We start from the raw sequence: 18,757 nt of genomic DNA, 5'->3' as shown, positions 1-18,757 counted from the left end.
AATAGATGGTAGCATGGATGGAGGCGAGTTATGGGAGACGTATTTTTACAGTTGGAGGGAATTAAAAAATCTTTTGGTGGTGTCCATGCACTAAAAGGTGTGGATTTAGAAGTAAGACTAGGAGAAGTACATTGTCTTGCTGGGGAAAATGGATGTGGTAAATCTACTTTAATTAAAGTGATTTCAGGAGTACATGATGCAACAGAGGGCACGATTATCATTGAAGGAAAAAAGATTAACAAGCTCACACCAATTGATGCTATCAAAATGGGTATTCAAGTTATTTATCAAGATTTTGCAATTTTTCCTAACTTAACAGTAGCAGAAAATATTGCTATGAACCAAGCACTTATGACGGGTGCAAAAAGAATGGATTGGAAAAAGGCGCGTATACTTGCCAAAGAAGCAATGGAGCGTATTGGGGTGAATATTGACCCGGATGTTCTTGTAGAAAGGCTTTCTGTAGCTAATAAACAAATTGTAGCCATTTGTCGTGCCATTATGAATGATGCAAAATTGGTTATTTTGGATGAGCCAACAACAGCTTTAACAGCTAAAGAGGTAGAGCGTTTAAATGAAATCATTATTAATCTTAAAAATAAAAATATTGCGGTTGTGATTGTGAATCATAAGTTAGATGAAATTTATCAAATCGCAGAAAAGCTGACTGTACTAAGAAATGGAAAAAATGTAGCACATGGTCTTATTGAGGAATTTGATAGGCAACGTTTTATTAAATGCTTAACAGGTAGAGAAATTGAAGAAGCCCTTTATAGACCAGAAGAATCAAAAGAAGAAATTTTAAGAGTAGAGCATTATACCAAAAAAGGAGCTTTTGAGGATATTAGCTTTAACTTACATAAAGGGGATGTACTTGGCATAACAGGTTTACTTGGGTCAGGACGTGGAGAAATAGGAGATGCCCTTTTTGGGCTAGCACCTGCTGAGTCAGGTACAGTTTTATTAAATGAAAAGAAAATTATGATTAAATCAGTGCAAGATGCAGTTAAACATAAGATTGCATATGTGCCAGAAGACAGGTTGACGCAAGGTTTATTCTTAGAACGTTCTATAGAAGATAATACAATAGCTGCTTCAGTTAAGAAGTATTTCAATCAGTTTAAATTAGATCATGCGGCCATGTTAGAAACAACAAAGATGTGGATTCAAAAGATTGGCTGCGTAGCGTCTTCACCACAAGCACCTATTAATACTTTGTCAGGTGGAAATGCACAAAAGGTTGTTATAGCAAAATGGTTAAACACAGAACCAGATTTAATCATTTTGAATGGCCCAACAGTTGGTGTAGATATTGGTGCTAAAGCGGATATTCATAAGATTCTCCATGAACTTGCTTCACAAGGAGTGGGTGTCATCATTATCTCAGATGATCTATCTGAAATTATCCATAATTGTAATAAGGTAATTGTTTTACAAAATGGTCGTATAGTGGCTAAGGAAAGCAGTAAAGATTTAGATGAAGCGAAGCTATCAGCGTTATTAAGTAGTGAGATTAATAAGAGAGGGGGCCACTAGAATGCATAAGAAAGTGAAACAAATTGTAAGCTCAAATGAGATGATTGTAGCCTATATGATCATAGGGCTTAGCTTGATTATTGGGATTGTTAATCCTATATTCTTTGGACCTCAAACAGGAATTAGTTTAGTAAGAGCAATGCTTGTAACTTTGATTTTTGCTATAGCTGAAATGCTTGTCATTGTGTCAGGTGGCATAGATGTATCCTTTCCGGCAGTAGCATGTATGTCACTCTATGCAACGATTAAGTTTATGAATGCCTTTGAAATTGATAGTGCACTTTTTGCATTTGCAATGGCAGGGGGGATTGGATTAGGCTTTGGATTCATTAATGCAGTACTTATATCCAAAGTAAAAATACCACCACTTATTGCAACCTTAGGAGTAAGTAGCTTGGTTAATGGCGCAACATTGGCTTTTTTAGGTGCTAAAGATATTTCTAAAATTCCTCCTAATGTGGATCGTCTTTCACAACAATTTATTTATACTTATATCAACCAAGATGGGATTAAATATTCTTTGACAATACTTGTTTTGATTCCTATAGTGCTTTATATTTTAGGCTATTTTATATTAAAACATACCATGCTTGGAAGAGGCATTTACGCAATAGGTGGAGATAAAAATGCAGCGAGAATAGCTGGTTTTAGTATTACAAAAATCCAATTTATTGTGTATATGACAGCAGGTTTATTAGCAGGAATTGGTGGTATGACATATACAATCTTAATGCGACAAGCAAGTCCACAGGTATTAATGGGTAGTGAGATGATGGTTATTGCAGCAGTGGTTATAGGTGGTACACGTATCACAGGAGGACATGGAACAGTGTTTGGTACGATTCTTGGTGTAACCCTTATTGCACTTGTTCAAAATAACTTAATTATGCTAGGTATTCCAACACATTTCCAAACTTTTATAGTAGGTCTAATTATTGTTATTGGAACTGTAATTACATCTATAAGAGTAAGGCACATTGAAGCAAAAGCTAAAATTTAATAGATAAGAAGAAAGTAGCTAAGGGAGTGAGAAGGAATATGGAGAAAATGAAAACCCAAATAAAGAAAATAGATAAAAACATAATGGGTTTAATCATTATAGCAGTTTTGATTACACTCGTTATGGGGATTTTACAACCCAAGGCATTTTTAAGTGTTAAGAACTTCCAGGGTATGGGAAGCCAGTTTCCAGAGTTCGGAATATTAGCTTTTGGAATGATGCTTGCTATGATTTCGGGAGGGATTGACTTATCTCTAGTAGGAATTGCCAATCTATCAGGTATTGTAGGAGCTGTTGTAATGGTAGCAATGGGTGGAACCTTGCCAGCTATGCTTATAGGGATCTTATGTGCTTTAGTGGTAGGCGCTATCTGCGGTGCCTTTAATGGATTTTTTATCGGTTATTTACGAATACCAGCTATGCTTGTTACCTTATGTGGCTTACAACTTTATACAGGTATAGGACTTATTATCACAAAGGGACCAGCTATTACAGGATTGCCACAATCCTTTACTTTATTAACGAATGGTACAGTGCTTGGCATTCCAGTTCCAGTAGTCATTTTTGCAATTGTTGTTGTGATGATGTGTTTTTTAATGAAGTCAACAACATATGGCAAAGAATTATGCTTTATGGGTAGTAATCACATTGCTTCAAGGTATGCGGGGATTAATAATTTAAAAGTTACTATGATTACTTATATGACATCAGGCGTATTAGGAGCAATTAGTGGAATTTTGATGGTTTCTCACTATAATTCAGCTAAATCAGATTATGGTTCAAGTTATACATTACTTACATTGCTTATTGCTGTGCTAGGTGGAACACATCCAGACGGAGGAAAAGGAAAAGTAATAGGTGTCACACTAGCTATTATTGTACTCCAACTTGTATCTAGTGCCTTTAACATTTTACGTGTTAATGCCTTTATCAAAACATGTGTATGGGGGCTTATTCTAATTGTTGTTATGGTTGCAACACATTTAATTGAACGCAAAAAAGTGACAAGATAGGGGGGATTTAAATGAGAAGTATAAAAGCAAAGGAATTAAGTGCAGAAGGCTTTAAAGCTTATGGAAATTATTTTGATATGGTACATCCAGAAGGTAATCATTTAGGAGCATTTTATCCCGATCATGTTCTAATGCCAGTAAGTGGGCAGATGCCTATTGGATTTTCTGCTCTTGCTTCAGCTAAACCTGAGAAAATGATTATTACAGCAGCAGAATATCATAATACAACGCCTGAAGGCATATTGGCATTAGATGATGACATTGTATTACATGTAGCGCCACCTTCTACAACACCTGTACCACATTTAACTGAAGCTTTTATTGTACCACGTGGTACGATGGTAGTTCTTAAGACGGGCGTATGGCATCTTGCACCGTTGCCTATTCATAATGAGGTTGTACATGTGCTTATTACCTTACCAGAACGTATTTACTTTAATGATTGTACAGTTGTGGACTATAAGGAAGAAGAGTACTTTGAAATAACATTAGCTTAAACAAATTAAATTTAAATAGGGGGAATTAAAAATGAAAAAAATTATTAACCAACCAGAAAATTATGTAAAAGAAATGTTAGAAGGTTTATATATTGCACATCCAGATCTTATTACTTATACAGGAGAAGATGTACATTGTTTAGTTAGTGTGAATAAAAAGCCAGGTAAAGTAGGTATAGCAACAGGTGGTGGATCTGGTCACTTACCACTTTTCTTAGGCTATGTAGGAAAGGGCATGCTTGATGGATGTTCTGTAGGGGATGTATTCCAATCACCAAGTGCAGAGCAAATGCTTGAAGTAACCAAAGCTATTGATTCAGGTGCAGGCGTACTCTATATCTATGGTAACTATAACGGGGATATCTTTAACTTTGATATGGCAGCAGAAATGGCAGACTTTGAAGAAAATATTCGAGTAGAAAGTGTAGTAGCAGGTGAAGATGTAGCATCTGCTGGACCATCAAAAGAAGGAGAGAAAAATACAAGACGTGGTGTAGCAGGAATTGTATTTGTCTACAAGTGTGCAGGAGCAGCTGCAGATAAAATGATGAATTTAGATGAGGTGAAACGTGTAGCTGAAAAAGCCGCTGCAAATGTAAGAACGATGGGTGTTGCGCTTACACCATGTATTGTACCTAGAGTAGGTAAACCTGGGTTTACAATTGGTGAAGACGAAATGGAAATTGGTATGGGTATTCACGGTGAAACTGGCATTCGTCGTGCAAAACTTGAGCCAGCTGATGCCATAGTGGATGAAATGTTAGAAAAGGTTGTAGCAGATATTCCATATGTATCAGGAGATGAAGTTGCTGTACTTGTAAATGGACTTGGTGCAACATCTTTAGATGAACAATACATTGTGACAAGACGTATTGATGCATTTCTAAAAGAAAAAGGAATCAGTGTACATCGTTATTATGTTGGTGAATATGCTACATCTCTTGAAATGGCAGGATTCTCTATTTCATTACTGAAATTAGATGATGAGCTAAAAGAATTATTAGATGCTCCAGCACAAACACCATTCTTTGTACAACTATAGTAGATACATTTTAGGGAGGGATTCATATGAGTACAGCATTTGTTGTAAAACTATTAGATGAGATTCAAAAGATTATGTGTGATAATAGAGATTATCTTATTGAACTTGATAGTGTAGTTGGAGATGGTGATCTTGGTCTTACTATGAGTGATGGATTTAAAGCAGCCTATGAAAAGGTGATGGGAATAGAAGAAAAGGATACAGGTAAAGTACTTTACACAGCAGGTAAAGCTATGTCTACAGCAGTACCTTCTACAATGGGTACTCTTATGGCATCAGGTCTTATGGAAGCTGGAAAAAGGCTTAAAGGAAAAGAAGAGTTGAGTAATCAAGACATTACACTCCTCTTTAAAGGATATTTAGAAGGTGTAGCAAATAGAGGTAAAGCTAAAGTTGGAGAAAAAACATTTTTAGACGGTTTATATCCAGCAGTAGAAGCTCTAGAGGAAGCTATTGATACTGATGAATCATTAGAGTCAGCTGCTAAGAAAGCATACGAGGCAGCATGTAAAGGCTTTGAGAATACAACAACGATGATAGCTGTACATGGACGTGCAGCTACAAGAGGGGAAGCTTCTAGAACGCTACAAGACCCTGGTGCAGCAGTAGCTATGCTAATGATGAAGGGATTTTGTAATCTCTTCTAGATAGTTTGTTGAAATAGCCCTTCATTGTGAAGGGCTATTTCAATATCGGCTAAAAGTCAGTAGATATAGGAGGGAATATGAAGAATTTACTTATTGCCCAATCTGGAGGACCTACTGTAGCTATTAATGCGACTTTAGTAGGTATTTTACAAGCAGCTTTAACCAGTTCACATATTAAAACGATTTATGGTGCTATTCATGGCATACAAGGAGTGGTGAATGAAGAATTCATTATACTCAATGATATTATGCAAGATACAAGTACTTTAGATTGCTTAGCACAGACTCCGGCAGCAGCACTAGGATCTTGTAGATTTAAGTTAGATGATTGGCGAAAAGATGCAAAGTTATACGAAACAATAGTTGGCATATTAAAGGCTTATGATATAGGTTATTTTATATATATCGGTGGAAATGATTCAATGGATACTGTATGTAAACTTTCTGAATATCTAAATGCTATTGGTGACACAAGTATTTGTGTTGTAGGTGCTCCTAAAACAATTGATAATGATTTAGTAGGTACTGACCATTGTCCAGGCTTTGGATCGGCAGCTAAATATGTAGCAGTCACCTGCCAAGAACTAGAACGAGATATTTCCGTATATGATACGCCTGCTGTAACTATTGTAGAAGTCATGGGACGCAATGCAGGATGGTTAACTGCAGCATCGGCATTATCTAGACTTGGCGAAGGTATAGGGCCCAGTTTGATTTATATATGTGAAAGAGCATTTGATGTAGAACAATTTGTAAAAGATGTACAGACAAAACTTGTAGAAAGAAAAGCTATTTTGGTAGTAGTAAGTGAAGGGGTCAAAGACAAGGAAGGTACTTATATTTCCGAGAAGGTACAAAGCAAAGTGCAAGATGAGTTTGGGCACAAATACATAGCAGGGGTAGGGCAAGTTCTTGCCCAAATGCTAAGAGAAACATTAGGGTGTAAGGTGCGTGCCATAGAGCTGAATTTAATGCAAAGATCTGCTGCACATATTGCAAGTAAAGTAGACCTAGAAGAGTCAAAAATGATAGGGATGAAGGCGTTAAATTGTGTAGTAGAGGGATTAAGTGGACATATGGTAGCGATTAGAAGAATAAAAGATACACCTTATCAAATAGAATATGTAGCTGTACCTGTGAGTAAGGTAGCTAATATTGAAAGAACAGTGCCTTTAAACTGGATAAATGATGAAGGAAATGATGTAACAAAGGAAATGTTAAGCTATTTAACGCCCCTTATCCAAGGTGAAGTCTATACAAAATATGAAAAGGGCATTCCAAAACATCTCATTTTATATCATAATAAGTAGTAGGATACATAAGAATGAGGAAGGAAGTAAGGGAATGACAATTAGAGAATTAGCAGAGCTTGCGCAAGTTTCGCCTGCTACAGTTTCACTTGTATTAAACAACAAAAAAGGGGTAGCAGAAGAGACAAGAAAAAGAGTTTTAGAATTAATTGCTGAACACAATTATCCAATACCACAACGTGGTACGCCTAAAAGTGTACCTGTTAATAATAATATTTTGTTTTTAAAATACATGCAAGATGGAATGGTTGTAGAAGAAAATACAGGGTTTATTTCAAGTATTATGGAATCTATTGAGGTAAACTGTAGAAAAGAAGGCTATCATTTAAATATTTTACATTCTATTAATCAGCTAGATGAAACACTAAGAGAAATAGAATATGACAATTTCAGCGGCGTAATTGTGTTAGGAACAGAACTAGACTCAGGGGACTATGAATATCTTAATCAGATTCCTATTCCTTATGTGATATTAGATAATAGTATGACTAACTTTAAGTGTCATAGTGTAGTTATGGATAACAGGGCTTTAGTTTATGAGGCGATAGAACATTTTGCGGACCTAGGGTTTAGGGAAGTTGCCTATTTTAAAAGCAATAACGCCATCCATAACTTTGAAGAGCGTAGTCAAGCATTCAAAGAAGCTGCAGAGCACTTTAATATAAGTTGTAAAAAAGAAAATGAATTTTTGATTACACCTACTTTACTAGGGGCCTATGAAAGCATGAAAACTTATTTGCAACAGGGTATAAAAATAGCACCATGTGCTTTTGCAGACAATGATATCATTGCAATAGGCGTTATGAAAGCCCTTCAAGAATATGGTATACGTGTGCCAGAAGATGTTTCTATCATAGGGGTTGATGATATTCAGTTTTCAGCAATCCACTCACCGTCTTTATCTACAATGAGTATACCTAAAAAACTTATGGGTAAGCTTGCTTTAAAAGTTTTGCTAGAAGTTATGGAAGATCCAACTATAAGTAGCATCAAAACGTATGTAGGTGGTGAAAAGATTATTCGTGAAAGTGTTTTAAGTTAAATAATTATAAAGTTGGTAATAAAATTATAGGGGGAACTATAATGAAAAGATCAGAAATTAATCATGCGCTACAAGAAATGGAAAAAATGATTCAAGCTTACCAGGTAGCACTACCACCTTTTTGTAACTTTACACCTGATGACTGGAAAAGCAAGGGGAGCGAATATGATGAAGTAAGGGATAATATGCTAGGGTGGGACATTACTGATTTTGGACTCGGACAATTTGAAAAGATTGGATTTTCACTTATTACCCTACGTAATGGAAATGTAAAAAATACAAAGTATGTAAAACCTTATGCAGAAAAGTTATTGTTCATGCAAGAAGGTCAAACAGCACAAATGCACTATCATGCTTACAAAATGGAGGACATTATAAATAAAGGCGGAGGAAATATACTTATCCGTATTTATAATTCTATGAAGGATGGATCTTTTGCAGATACTCCAGTTAAAGTGACATGTGATGGTAGAAGCTATGAGGTAGAACCAGGTACACAGATTAGATTAACTCCAGGAGAAAGTATTACGATTACCCAAGGTATGTACCATGATTTTGAGGTAGAAAAGGGAACAGGACCTGTATTATTAGGGGAAGTATCTATGTGTAATGATGATCAAACAGATAATTATTTCTATGATCATTCGGTAGGAAGATTTCCAGAAATAGAAGAAGATGAAGCACCCTATCGCTATTTATGTAATGAATATCCGAGAGCTTAGTATAAGGCGAATGTAGGCTTAGGGTTTTTGTATAGATAAAGGCTGAGTGACAAAAATGAATTAATAAAGATGAGGGCTCTTATGAAATAGTATGATAGAATGGCTATTTCATAAGAGTTTTTTTATAGTGTAGTATTTTTGTATAAAATGTTCAAAAAATAATTTAAAACTTGTATATAAAATAGGAATTATTTGGACGTTATGTGTGTATATTTACATAAATGGAACTATTTTATCGGTTGAATTTAACATAGATTTTATGTAATATTAAACTGTATTAAATAGTTTTATGATTATATAAAATTGTTTTAGTATTTTATAAATTAGTAGGAGGGGAAAGAATGTCGGAGATTAAATTGAATAAGCGCTTTCTAAGTTTTATGATGGCGATTGTGATGATGATCACAGTGCTACCAGTTACATCATTGAAAGCAGCTCCCATAACCATTGCAGAATGGGTATGGAATGGAACGTATCAAGCAAAAGCAACAGGAGGGGACAAAAAGGGAGAGGCTGAACTTGTCTACTCTAAAGGTAGTGAAAAGATTACAGAAAAACCTGACTATATTTCAGTAGATGGTTGGAATACAGGAGAAGAATATTGGCTAATTACAATTCCTAAAGAGGGCTACAGTAATTTAGCTATTTCTTTTGATTGCTATGGTTCAAAAACTGGACCTAAAGACTTTGAATTAGAAGTTAGTACAGATGGCAGCAATTTTGAACAAGTAATGAAGTATGAGGTTGAAACAAAGCAAAAAAATATAAGTGCAGATCTAAGCAATGTATCAGGTGTAAATGAGGCAGATGTAGTTTATATCAGATTAGCTCATACAGCAAAAATAGCTATTAATGGTAGTGCAACAGGTATAGGTGGAACTTCACGACTTTACTATGTACAAGTAACAGGAACACAAGGTGAATCAGGTGGTACACCAGAAACACAAGTTAGCCCAGTTACAGCAAGTATCCCAAGTGGTAGCACAGTTGAAGTAGGTACAGAAATTGACTTTTCAACCCAAACAACAGGTTGTGCCATTTACTTAGATGTAAATGGAAATGGACAAAGATCAACCAATACCCTTACCCTTACAGAAAATGACTTTAAAGGTGAACCTGCAAAGGCTGTAGTAAGTGCGTATGCAACAAAAGAGGGATTAGAACAAAGTAAAACATCTACTTTTGAATACTTCAAAAAGGTAGAAACACCTTCAGAGATTATATCTATTGCAGATGTACGTAAAGGCGGTATAGGCAAAGATGTAGTGATTGAAGGTACGGTTACACGTGCGATTAAATCAAGTTCAGGTAATGAAACGAATTGTACAGTATATGTACAAGATGATACGGCGGGTATTGCTGTTTATGTAAGTGGCATTACATTGGATAAATATCCTATAGGTGCACAAGTTAGGATGACTGGGAAGACCTCAGAGAATTATGGAGTATTACAGATTAAACCAGCTAATTTAGAGGCTATTGAAGTATTAGGTGATACAACTACACCAAGAGAAGCTGAGGTAATTACTCTTGCTCAATTAGCAACTAAAGCGTATGAAGGTAGACTAGTTAAGGTTGAAGATGTAACTTTAGAGAGTAAAGATTCTAAAGTAAATCATACAATTAAAGACAGTGTTACAAATGATTCCCTTACAATGCGCTGTACAGAGGCAGATGGTTTACCAACTGAATTTGAAGAAGGTATGGCTATTAATGCCACAGGTATTGCAGCTAATAATAATGGTAAACCTCAATTATTAGTAAGTAAGTTTGTAGATATTACTGCTGGTAAAGAACCAGAAGTAGCAGTTGTAACAGCAACACCAGAGACAGGAAGTCAAATTCCATTAAATGCAGAGGTAACACTTTCAACTAAAACAGAAGGTGCAACTATTCTTTACACTGTAAATGGTGGAGAAGAATTAGTAAGTGCTACAAATACAGAAAAAGTAAAAATTGAAAAATTTGATAGTGAAGGTAAAGCAACTATTCGTGCTAAAGCAACAAATGGTAACTATACAACTCCAGAAGTAGACTTTATCTACTCACAAGCAAAAGTAGAAAAAGTTACACCATCTGTACCAGTAGGTGCAATTGATGGAAATTCACAAATTGGTTTAACAACAACAACACATGACGCAACGATTACATATATCTTGACGACTAATGTAGATCTTGAGAACCAGAATGTAAGTGAAGAAACACTTTATACAGATAAAATTGCTTTAACACCAGAGCTCTTTCCAGTGAAGATTGAAGCATGGGCAACAGCAGATAATTACCTAGATAGCGAAAAAATTGAGCTTAATTATCGCCTAAAAGGTACACAAGGCGAAATGCAAAACTACTTTGGCCAACTTCACTCTCATACAGCAGAGAACTCAGATGGTCAAGGAACTTTAAAAGAAGGTTTTGAATGGGCAAGAGATAATGCAAACCTTGATTTCTTTGCAATTACAGACCACTCAAATAGTTTTGACAAAGCACCTACAGGTGATAAGGCAGGTACTTATAACTTAGGTTCTTACAATGCAAGTAACGAAAAATGGCAAAATGGTCAAAGAGAAGCAGAAGCTGCTCGTACAGATGAATACATCAGTATTTATGGTTATGAAATGACATGGTCAGGTGGACCAGGCCATATCAATACCTTTGGAACACAAGGTTTTGTAAGCCGTAACAATAAAGAGCTTAACAACAAAACAAATGATGCGGGTATGCGTGCATATTATGATTTATTAAAACAGACACCAGAATCTATTTCACAGTTTAACCATCCAGGTAAAACATTTGGTACGTTTAGTGGATATGCTTACTATGATCCAATTATTGATGAACGTATCTCACTTATTGAGGTAGGAAATGGTGAAGGTGCAGTAGGTAGTAACTCTTACTTCCCATCATATGGTGAGTATACAGCAGCACTTGATAAAGGATGGCATTTAGCCCCTACAAATAACCAAGATAATCACAAAAAGGGATGGGGAACATCCAATACAGCACGTACAGTTATTTATACAGATGACCTTTCTGTAGATGGTGTATATAGTGCATTAAGAGAAAGACGTGTTTATGCAAGTGAAGATAACAACTTAGATATTGTTTATACTTTAAATGATGAAGTATTAGGAACAATCGTAGGTGAAGTACCAGAAGTAGCTGAATTTAAAGTAAATATTCAAGATCCAGATACATCAGACTCTATTAAGAGTGTTGAGATTATTACAAATGGTGGTAAAGTTGTGCATAAGCAAACTTATAATCATCAAAATGTAGATTTTAACTATACTTTAGATGATCCTAGAGCAGGTTATTACTATATCAAAGTAGTGCAAGCAGATGGACATATTGCTGTAACAGCACCGATCTGGCTTGGTCAAGATATTGTTGTAGGGATTTCAAAAGTAGAATCAAGTGTTTCTATGCCTGTAACAGGTGAAGCACTTACTTTAACAACAGAACTTTTCAATAATGAAGTAGAATCAGTTGTTTTAAAATCTATTGCATATGACTACAAAGATGGTGAACGTATTGGAAGCCATACTTTCAATGAAGTAATGGGTAGCAATACAAGCTTCCAACATAAACAAAATCTTACACCAACCGTAATAGGTGAACAAACCGTTGTTGTAACAGCAGTTATTGAAGTAGTAGGTGAACCAACAACCTTTAAAGCAGAAATTAAATTAGATGTAAAAGATGCAGATAAGTTAATTTATGTAGGTATTGATGCTTCACACCAAAATGAATATGTAAATGGTAATTACAAAGATTCTATGGGTAACTTTGGTAAGTTAGCTGAAGAATACGATGTACGTACAGTAGAGCTTTATACAACAGAAGCATTACTTGCAGCATTAGAAAATCCAAAATACGAAATGATGGTATTCACAGCACCAAGTCGTAGAAATGGTACAGCAGGTCGTGACCCTTATGATGTATATTCACAAGAAGAAATAAAAGCTATTGCTAAGTTTGCTGCTGAAGGCAAAACAGTCATTATAGCGGGGTGGTCAGATTACTATGAAAACTATAGTAACTTAGCAAATATGCCAAAAGATGAGCATATGGCAGCTCAACAAAATCAATTACTTGAAGCAATGGGTGCGTCACTACGTATCTCAGATGATGGTTCATTAGATGATGTAAACAACGGTGGTCAATCACCAAGACTTTATTTAACGGATCATAATGATTTTATCAACCCACTTACAAAGGGTATTGTAGATGGTCAAGTATTTAGTCACTATGGTGGTGCAACTATTCATGCAGTAGATGCACAGGGAGAACCAGTAAGTACATTACCAGCAAATGTTCTTCCAATTATTAGTGGACACGAAACAACTTATTCAAAAGATCAAGATAATGATGGTTTAGGTGGCACAACAATACCACGTTACAATAATCGTGTGTTATTGATGGCATCAGAAACACTTACTCATGAAAATGGCATGACTTCAGAAGTTATTGTAGCAGGTGCTGCATTTATGTCTAACTTCGAAATTCAAGCAGAAATTGATAATAATGATTCTAAGAATTATAGTAACTACAACATTTTAGAAAACATTATTAAGATGGTTAATCCACAAGAGATTACACCAATTAAAGAAGTAAAAGCGGCACAACCAGGTACAAGATTTACAATTGAAGGGATTGCAACTTCAAGTGTAAATGATGGGTCAGATAGCAATAAAGGGTTCTTTGATTGTATCTACGTAGAAGATGCTACAGGTGGTATCAATTTATTCCCTGTTTCAGAAGGTGTAGAAGCAGGACAAAAAATCCGTGTAACAGGTGTCGTAAGTGGTTATCAAGATGAAGTTCAACTTGCAGTAAGCAAAGTAGAAATGATTGATGAAACAATGAATCCAGTACAACCAACTAAGCTTTCAACAGGTGAAGCTATGGCAAGTAAACATACAGGTAGACTTGTTGAAGTAACAGGTGTAGTGGAAGAAGTCATTGTAGATCAAGGTGTTGTGAACCAGATCATGATTAATGATGGTAGTGGTGCAGCACGTATCTTCATCAATGGTTATATCACAAAGAATGTAAACTTAGACTTTGTAGAAGTAGGTAAGACTATTTCAGCAGTAGGTCTTGCATCTGTAGGGGAAAACTACTCTTCAGAGACAGAATTCTTACCACGTATTCGTGTACGTGACAGAGGTGAGATTAAGCTTGTAGAAGTATCAAATAATGCATTACTAAGTGCACTTAAAGTGAATAAAGGTACACTTAAACCAACATTTACACAAGATGTATTTAATTACACAGTATCAGTAGGTAATAGTACAAAGGAAATCGTTATTGATGCAGTAGCTGCGGATGCAAAAGCAACTGTAGTAGGTACAGGAACAAAAGCTCTTGTAGTAGGTAACAATACGTTTGAAATTGTAGTTACAGCAGAAGATGGTACAACAGTTCAAACCTATACAGTAAAAGTAACAAGAGCAGCTAGTGAATCATCAGATGGAGGCTCATCAGATAGCAGTAGTTCATCTAATACAACAAAGCCTGTAGAAGTACCAGCAGCTCAAGCTATTGAGAAGTTAACAACTACACAAAAAGAAGAAATCCTTCATAAATTTGAAGAAGAAGCACCTTACACAAGTTTAGGTGGATTAACAATTGAACAACTTGATCAACTTACAGGTGGTAAATTTACTAAAGAGCAGCTTAAAGAAATGGTAGCAAAACCAGAAATTCTTAAAGCATTAGATATTGATATTGATACATTAAATACTAGTATTACATTAAATGCTATAGAAGATGCAACATTTACGGATGTAACATCAGCACACTGGGCAAATGAAAGTATTAAAGAAGCTGCAAAACTTGGTTTAGTAGTTGGTAATCCAGATGGTAGTTTTGGACCAAGTGAAGTATTAAAAGTATCAGATACGTTCACTTTCTTAGATCGTCTCTTACTTCTTCATGGTGTAACAGATATGAAACTTTCAAGAAGTACAGTTGAAAAGTATATGACAAATCAAGAACACTGGGCATTTTATAGTATGGCATCTATTGGTTCAAAACTTAGTGAAGCCACACTTGAAGCAGTTGCAGGGCTTGGCGATCAAGCTGTTTCAAGAGAATTACTTGCGCAAGTTATTTATGAAATAACAGATGGTAAGTTAGAAAGAACAGAAATGGATATGAAGTTTAGTGATATGGCACAATCACCATATGAAGAAGCACTTATTTACTGTGTAGAAACAGGTGTATTAAATGGTGTAGGTGATGGAATTATGGTGCCAGGAAAAGATGTAACACGTGCAGAACTTATGACTGTACTTGTACGCTTAGATGATCTATTAAAATAGCAAGAAATTAAATAAGTAATATAAATGGACTGCTGAGTTGAGTTTTACAGCAGTCTATTTATAATTTTTCTATTCTAGAAAAGGTGAAAAATAAAAATGAACAAAGGATTGGGTTGGATTAAAAAGAGATTAGCCGAAAGCTTTGGAGAAGGACGCCTTGTCGTATTGATTTTGATGGTAGTTATTGCTATAGGTGTTATGCTTATGCCAGCTGCTAGAAGAGATACAGATACAGGTGTGCAGTTTGATACACAGTATGCTTATGAAAAGTGTAGAATACTAGAAGCAGATGATTACGATATAGATGAAGATCCTTATGTAGAGGGAATATATATAGGAAGACAAAACTTACAACTTGAAATTTTAACAGGTGAGTTTTCTGGGGAAATAATAGAGCTTGAAAATACAGTGAATCGTAAGTATAACTATTATGCAAGAGAAGGTAGAAGTATGGTTGTTCAAGTTGCCTCTAGAGAAGGAGAACTATTGAATGTACAAATTTTCTCCTATTCTAGAGACACCATGATCTATGTTTTGCTGGCAAGTTTTATACTCGTATTACTTGTAATAGGGCGTAGAAAAGGTTTCTTTGCTTTACTGTCATTAATGTTTGTTATGATTTTAATCTGTTATTTTATGATTCCTATGGTGCTTAAAGGGTATAGTCCTATATTAATTGCATTAATTATAGCAGGGCTCACAACTGTATTTAATATTATTTTGGTAAGTGGATCAAATAAGAAGTCATGGGCGGCTATATTAGGCATAGTATCTGGACTAGTAGTAGCAACTCTTGTAGGTATGCTTTTTGGAAAGTTGATGGACTTATCAGGAATTAATATGGAGCATGCAGAAGAGATGATGCGACTTGCTGGGGAAGGAAGATTACAGGTAAAGGAAATCCTATTTGCTGGAATCATCATCGCATCTTTAGGAGCAATTATGGATGTAGGAATGTCTATTGCTTCTTCTGTATTTGAGGTTCACACAGTAAGTCCTAAAATGAATGTATATGCTTTGTATAAAAGTGGAATGAACGTAGGGCGAGATGTAATGGGGACGATGACAAATACACTTATTCTAGCTTATGCAGGAAGTTCATTAAGTACATTGATGCTTTTCTACATGTATCAATTTACGTACTATCGTTTGATTAATATTGATTTACTAGGTATGGAGATTCTTCAAGGAATAGCAGGAAGTATTGGATTGATCCTGACCATTCCAATTACGGCTTGGATCGCTGCAAGCTTAGCTAAGAAAGCAAAAAAGTCATAGTACATATTAAGTATTAGAGAAAGGTCTTATAGAAGGTGCAAAGGCATCCTCTATAAGACTTTTTGTATATGAAATTTTGTACACATTATAAGCTCGATTTTGCAATAAATAGCATATCCTATATTAGAACAAAACAAGAGGTGATAGATATGCAAAGTCGTGGTACTGCAAATTTAAAAGGTATAGATGTGAGTCATTGGGATGGAAAAGTGGATTATGCCAAAGTTAAGGCGAGTGGCATAAGTGTTGTTTATATCAAAGCTTCTCAAGGTACAAAGGGTGTAGATCCCATGTTTGAGGAGAACTACAAGGGAGCTAGTGCACAAAATCTAAAAATTGGTTTTTATCATTTCTTTACCCCACTTAATGAGCAAGATACACTTTTACAAGCAGAACATTTTGTAAAGACGATAAAAGGTAAAACGTATCATTGTCGTCTGGCTCTAGATATAGAGACAAATGATGCAAAACTTTCAAAGGCTACAATTACTAAATTAGCCATTCTCTTTTTAAATCGTATAAAACAATTGACAGGGCATGGAACAGTAGTGTATACCTACACAGGTTATGCTAAGGAAAATCTCATTCAAGATATAAAAGACTATCGCTTATGGATTGCTCATTATGGTGTTAACGAGCCAGGGGATAATGGAATTTGGCCAAACTGGATAGGCTTTCAGTACTCTGAAAAAGGTAAGGTCCAAGGCGTGAGTGGAGCGTGCGATTTAAATAAATTCACAGAAGATATTATTCTAGCTTAACCTAATATAAAAAGATCAAAGAAAAGGAGATAGGCGTGTATTTCCTTTTCTTTTTGTGTAAATGGGAGATATAATATAATATTTTATTTTGTAAACGTTGTGTAAAATAAAATTAATAGTATTATTAAAATTTATATGTTATAGTGTATAAAATTAAAGCTACTATAAGGAGGCATACATATGCTTAAACGTTTAGCCGCAGATGCATTTGGATTAAGTGATATAGGATCAATTATTGACCCAAAGGATTTTGATAAGGTAAGTTCAGATGATTATATTTTTCATGAAGATGGAGAACAAATTTTCTTTTTAATCAAATCAAAGACAGATGAATACTGCTTTACAAATTTAGCTTTTATACATTTGGATGGGACATCAGCAGTAAGTTCTAAGAGACAATTACATAGATATGAGTACTGCCATCATATGATCTCTAATGTCAAAATAGAAACAGCAGGAACAGTTGATTTAGATGCAGAGATTAAGTTTACTATTGGTGAAATAGCTTTTTCTATAGATGTAGATAAGAAGCAAATTGAAGCCCTTAAAGATTTATATAAAGCCCTTCATAAAATATCTATGATTATGAAAAAAAATCAAACTGCATTAAATCATGCACATCAAAGTTTAGAAGTTGCAGCAAAAGTACTAACAGGAACAAAACATATGCAAGAAGTTAATCTAGCAGATGCGTTTGGTCAAGTTAATGAGAAAGCTTTTGAGTGGTTGATGGCATCTAGAAAAGAGTATGTTAGAGAAGACTATGCAGATGTCTTTAAACTTTATATTAATAACTAAGTAATAGGTATATGAGATATAACAGATAACCTTTATTATAGATACCTCCATAGAATAGGTACCTAAAATAAAGGTTTTGTTATTGTAAAAATGCACAAAATATTTTTTTATACTATGCGTAAAAGTCACCAATCTTATTGTTTGAAGCTAAAATTTCCTTACGAAAAAAATCCTCATTTGATAAACTTAATGTAACAGAATGAGAAAATATAAGGCTTAGCCTATATAAGGGAGGAAAAATATGTTTCAAGTAGGTGACTATATTATTTACGGTTATAATAATGTATGTAGAGTTGAAGAGATTGGAAAATTTGATATTCAAGGAACACCGCAAGATAAAGAGTACTATTATCTAGTACCTGTCTATGCGCCAGGCAGTAAAGTATTCACACCCGTTGACAACAACAAAGTGATGATGCGTCCTATTTTGACAAAGGAAGAAGCATGGGCATTAATTGATGAACTTAAAGTGATTGAACCTCTAGAAATTTTTGATTTTAGAAGAAAAGAAGAGATCTACAAGGAAGCACTTAAAAGCTGTGACTGTAGAGAATGGGCAAAAATAATTAAAACGGTATATCTTATTAGAGAAGAAAGGCAAGCTAAAGGTAAGAAGGCAACAGCAAGTGATGAGAAGTATTTCAATATAGCAAAGGAAGAACTTCACAAAGAACTTGCAATTGTACTAGATATAGCAAGAGATGAAGTGGAAGATGTGATTCTTGCTAGAATTTAGTCAGAACAATGAATGATTTTATAAATAGGCATTGACTCTCCCGTCACTG

14 protein-coding genes are annotated in these 18,757 nt (G+C 35.1%); all 14 read left to right on the top strand.

All coding sequences use genetic code 11. The features are described from left to right. Positions 1-30 precede the first annotated feature (30 nt). The 14 genes from BN2390_RS17710 to BN2390_RS17645 all read left to right on the top strand — a co-directional run bounded on the left by BN2390_RS17710 (position 31) and on the right by BN2390_RS17645 (position 18,708). Positions 31-1,536: a sugar ABC transporter ATP-binding protein gene (locus tag BN2390_RS17710; protein ID WP_053985638.1), complete on the top strand. Its 1,506-nt coding sequence runs from the start codon at positions 31-33 to the stop codon at positions 1,534-1,536. A gap of 1 nt (position 1,537) precedes the next feature. Further along, positions 1,538-2,536 carry an ABC transporter permease gene (locus tag BN2390_RS17705; protein ID WP_053985637.1) on the top strand — a complete coding sequence of 333 codons (999 nt, stop codon included), beginning with the start codon at positions 1,538-1,540 and terminating at the stop codon, positions 2,534-2,536. 38 nt (positions 2,537-2,574) lie between these two features. Beyond that, a complete protein-coding gene (locus BN2390_RS17700) occupies positions 2,575-3,549 on the top strand; it encodes an ABC transporter permease (RefSeq protein ID WP_053985636.1) in 975 nt (324 codons plus the stop codon). Between the two features lie 11 nt (positions 3,550-3,560). Next, on the top strand, positions 3,561-4,046 hold the full coding sequence (locus BN2390_RS17695) for an ureidoglycolate lyase (RefSeq protein WP_053985635.1): 486 nt from the start codon (positions 3,561-3,563) through the stop codon (positions 4,044-4,046). A 31-nt stretch (positions 4,047-4,077) separates the two neighbouring features. Further along, a complete protein-coding gene (locus BN2390_RS17690; protein WP_053985634.1) occupies positions 4,078-5,088 on the top strand; it encodes a dihydroxyacetone kinase subunit DhaK in 1,011 nt (336 codons plus the stop codon). A gap of 26 nt (positions 5,089-5,114) precedes the next feature. Further along, a complete protein-coding gene (gene dhaL, locus BN2390_RS17685; RefSeq protein WP_053985633.1) occupies positions 5,115-5,735 on the top strand; it encodes a dihydroxyacetone kinase subunit DhaL in 621 nt (206 codons plus the stop codon). 77 nt (positions 5,736-5,812) lie between these two features. Next, positions 5,813-7,045, top strand: a complete 1,233-nt coding sequence (locus BN2390_RS17680) for a 6-phosphofructokinase (protein ID WP_053985632.1) — start codon at positions 5,813-5,815, stop codon at positions 7,043-7,045. 34 nt (positions 7,046-7,079) lie between these two features. Then, complete coding sequence (locus BN2390_RS17675) at positions 7,080-8,087, top strand: LacI family DNA-binding transcriptional regulator (protein ID WP_053985631.1); 1,008 nt, start codon at positions 7,080-7,082, stop codon at positions 8,085-8,087. Between the two features lie 41 nt (positions 8,088-8,128). Then, on the top strand, positions 8,129-8,809 hold the full coding sequence (locus tag BN2390_RS17670) for a D-lyxose/D-mannose family sugar isomerase (protein ID WP_053985630.1): 681 nt from the start codon (positions 8,129-8,131) through the stop codon (positions 8,807-8,809). Between the two features lie 341 nt (positions 8,810-9,150). Further along, positions 9,151-15,135 carry a CehA/McbA family metallohydrolase gene (locus BN2390_RS17665; protein ID WP_053985629.1) on the top strand — a complete coding sequence of 1,995 codons (5,985 nt, stop codon included), beginning with the start codon at positions 9,151-9,153 and terminating at the stop codon, positions 15,133-15,135. Between the two features lie 96 nt (positions 15,136-15,231). Then, the gene (locus BN2390_RS17660) at positions 15,232-16,413 is read left to right on the top strand and encodes a YibE/F family protein (protein ID WP_053985628.1); all 1,182 of its coding nucleotides are present in this window, start codon (positions 15,232-15,234) and stop codon (positions 16,411-16,413) included. Between the two features lie 149 nt (positions 16,414-16,562). Continuing rightward, the gene (locus BN2390_RS17655; RefSeq protein WP_053985627.1) at positions 16,563-17,174 is read left to right on the top strand and encodes a GH25 family lysozyme; all 612 of its coding nucleotides are present in this window, start codon (positions 16,563-16,565) and stop codon (positions 17,172-17,174) included. 180 nt (positions 17,175-17,354) lie between these two features. Further along, on the top strand, positions 17,355-17,972 hold the full coding sequence (locus BN2390_RS17650; RefSeq protein WP_053985626.1) for a PH domain-containing protein: 618 nt from the start codon (positions 17,355-17,357) through the stop codon (positions 17,970-17,972). A gap of 241 nt (positions 17,973-18,213) precedes the next feature. Further along, positions 18,214-18,708 (top strand): CarD family transcriptional regulator, encoded by a 495-nt coding sequence (locus BN2390_RS17645; RefSeq protein WP_053985625.1) that lies wholly within the window; start codon positions 18,214-18,216, stop codon positions 18,706-18,708. Positions 18,709-18,757: the final 49 nt, after the last annotated feature.

This window comes from Niameybacter massiliensis (genome assembly GCF_001282685.1).
Lineage (GTDB): Bacteria > Bacillota > Clostridia > Lachnospirales > Cellulosilyticaceae > Holtiella > Holtiella tumoricola.
This window is presented reverse-complemented; position numbering and strand designations above follow the sequence as displayed.

Excerpts from the sequence above, each read along its gene's own strand:
- BN2390_RS17700 (WP_053985636.1), top strand. The coding sequence starts at position 2,575 with ATGGAGAAAATGAAAACCCAAATAAAGAAAATAGATAAAAACATAATG.
- BN2390_RS17690 (WP_053985634.1), top strand. The coding sequence starts at position 4,078 with ATGAAAAAAATTATTAACCAACCAGAAAATTATGTAAAAGAAATGTTA.
- BN2390_RS17650 (WP_053985626.1), top strand. The coding sequence starts at position 17,355 with ATGCTTAAACGTTTAGCCGCAGATGCATTTGGATTAAGTGATATAGGA.
- BN2390_RS17665 (WP_053985629.1), top strand. The coding sequence starts at position 9,151 with ATGTCGGAGATTAAATTGAATAAGCGCTTTCTAAGTTTTATGATGGCG.
- BN2390_RS17680 (WP_053985632.1), top strand. The coding sequence starts at position 5,813 with ATGAAGAATTTACTTATTGCCCAATCTGGAGGACCTACTGTAGCTATT.
- BN2390_RS17670 (WP_053985630.1), top strand. The coding sequence starts at position 8,129 with ATGAAAAGATCAGAAATTAATCATGCGCTACAAGAAATGGAAAAAATG.
- BN2390_RS17710 (WP_053985638.1), top strand. The coding sequence starts at position 31 with ATGGGAGACGTATTTTTACAGTTGGAGGGAATTAAAAAATCTTTTGGT.
- BN2390_RS17675 (WP_053985631.1), top strand. The coding sequence starts at position 7,080 with ATGACAATTAGAGAATTAGCAGAGCTTGCGCAAGTTTCGCCTGCTACA.
- BN2390_RS17705 (WP_053985637.1), top strand. The coding sequence starts at position 1,538 with ATGCATAAGAAAGTGAAACAAATTGTAAGCTCAAATGAGATGATTGTA.
- BN2390_RS17645 (WP_053985625.1), top strand. The coding sequence starts at position 18,214 with ATGTTTCAAGTAGGTGACTATATTATTTACGGTTATAATAATGTATGT.
- BN2390_RS17660 (WP_053985628.1), top strand. The coding sequence starts at position 15,232 with ATGAACAAAGGATTGGGTTGGATTAAAAAGAGATTAGCCGAAAGCTTT.
- BN2390_RS17655 (WP_053985627.1), top strand. The coding sequence starts at position 16,563 with ATGCAAAGTCGTGGTACTGCAAATTTAAAAGGTATAGATGTGAGTCAT.
- dhaL (WP_053985633.1), top strand. The coding sequence starts at position 5,115 with ATGAGTACAGCATTTGTTGTAAAACTATTAGATGAGATTCAAAAGATT.
- BN2390_RS17695 (WP_053985635.1), top strand. The coding sequence starts at position 3,561 with ATGAGAAGTATAAAAGCAAAGGAATTAAGTGCAGAAGGCTTTAAAGCT.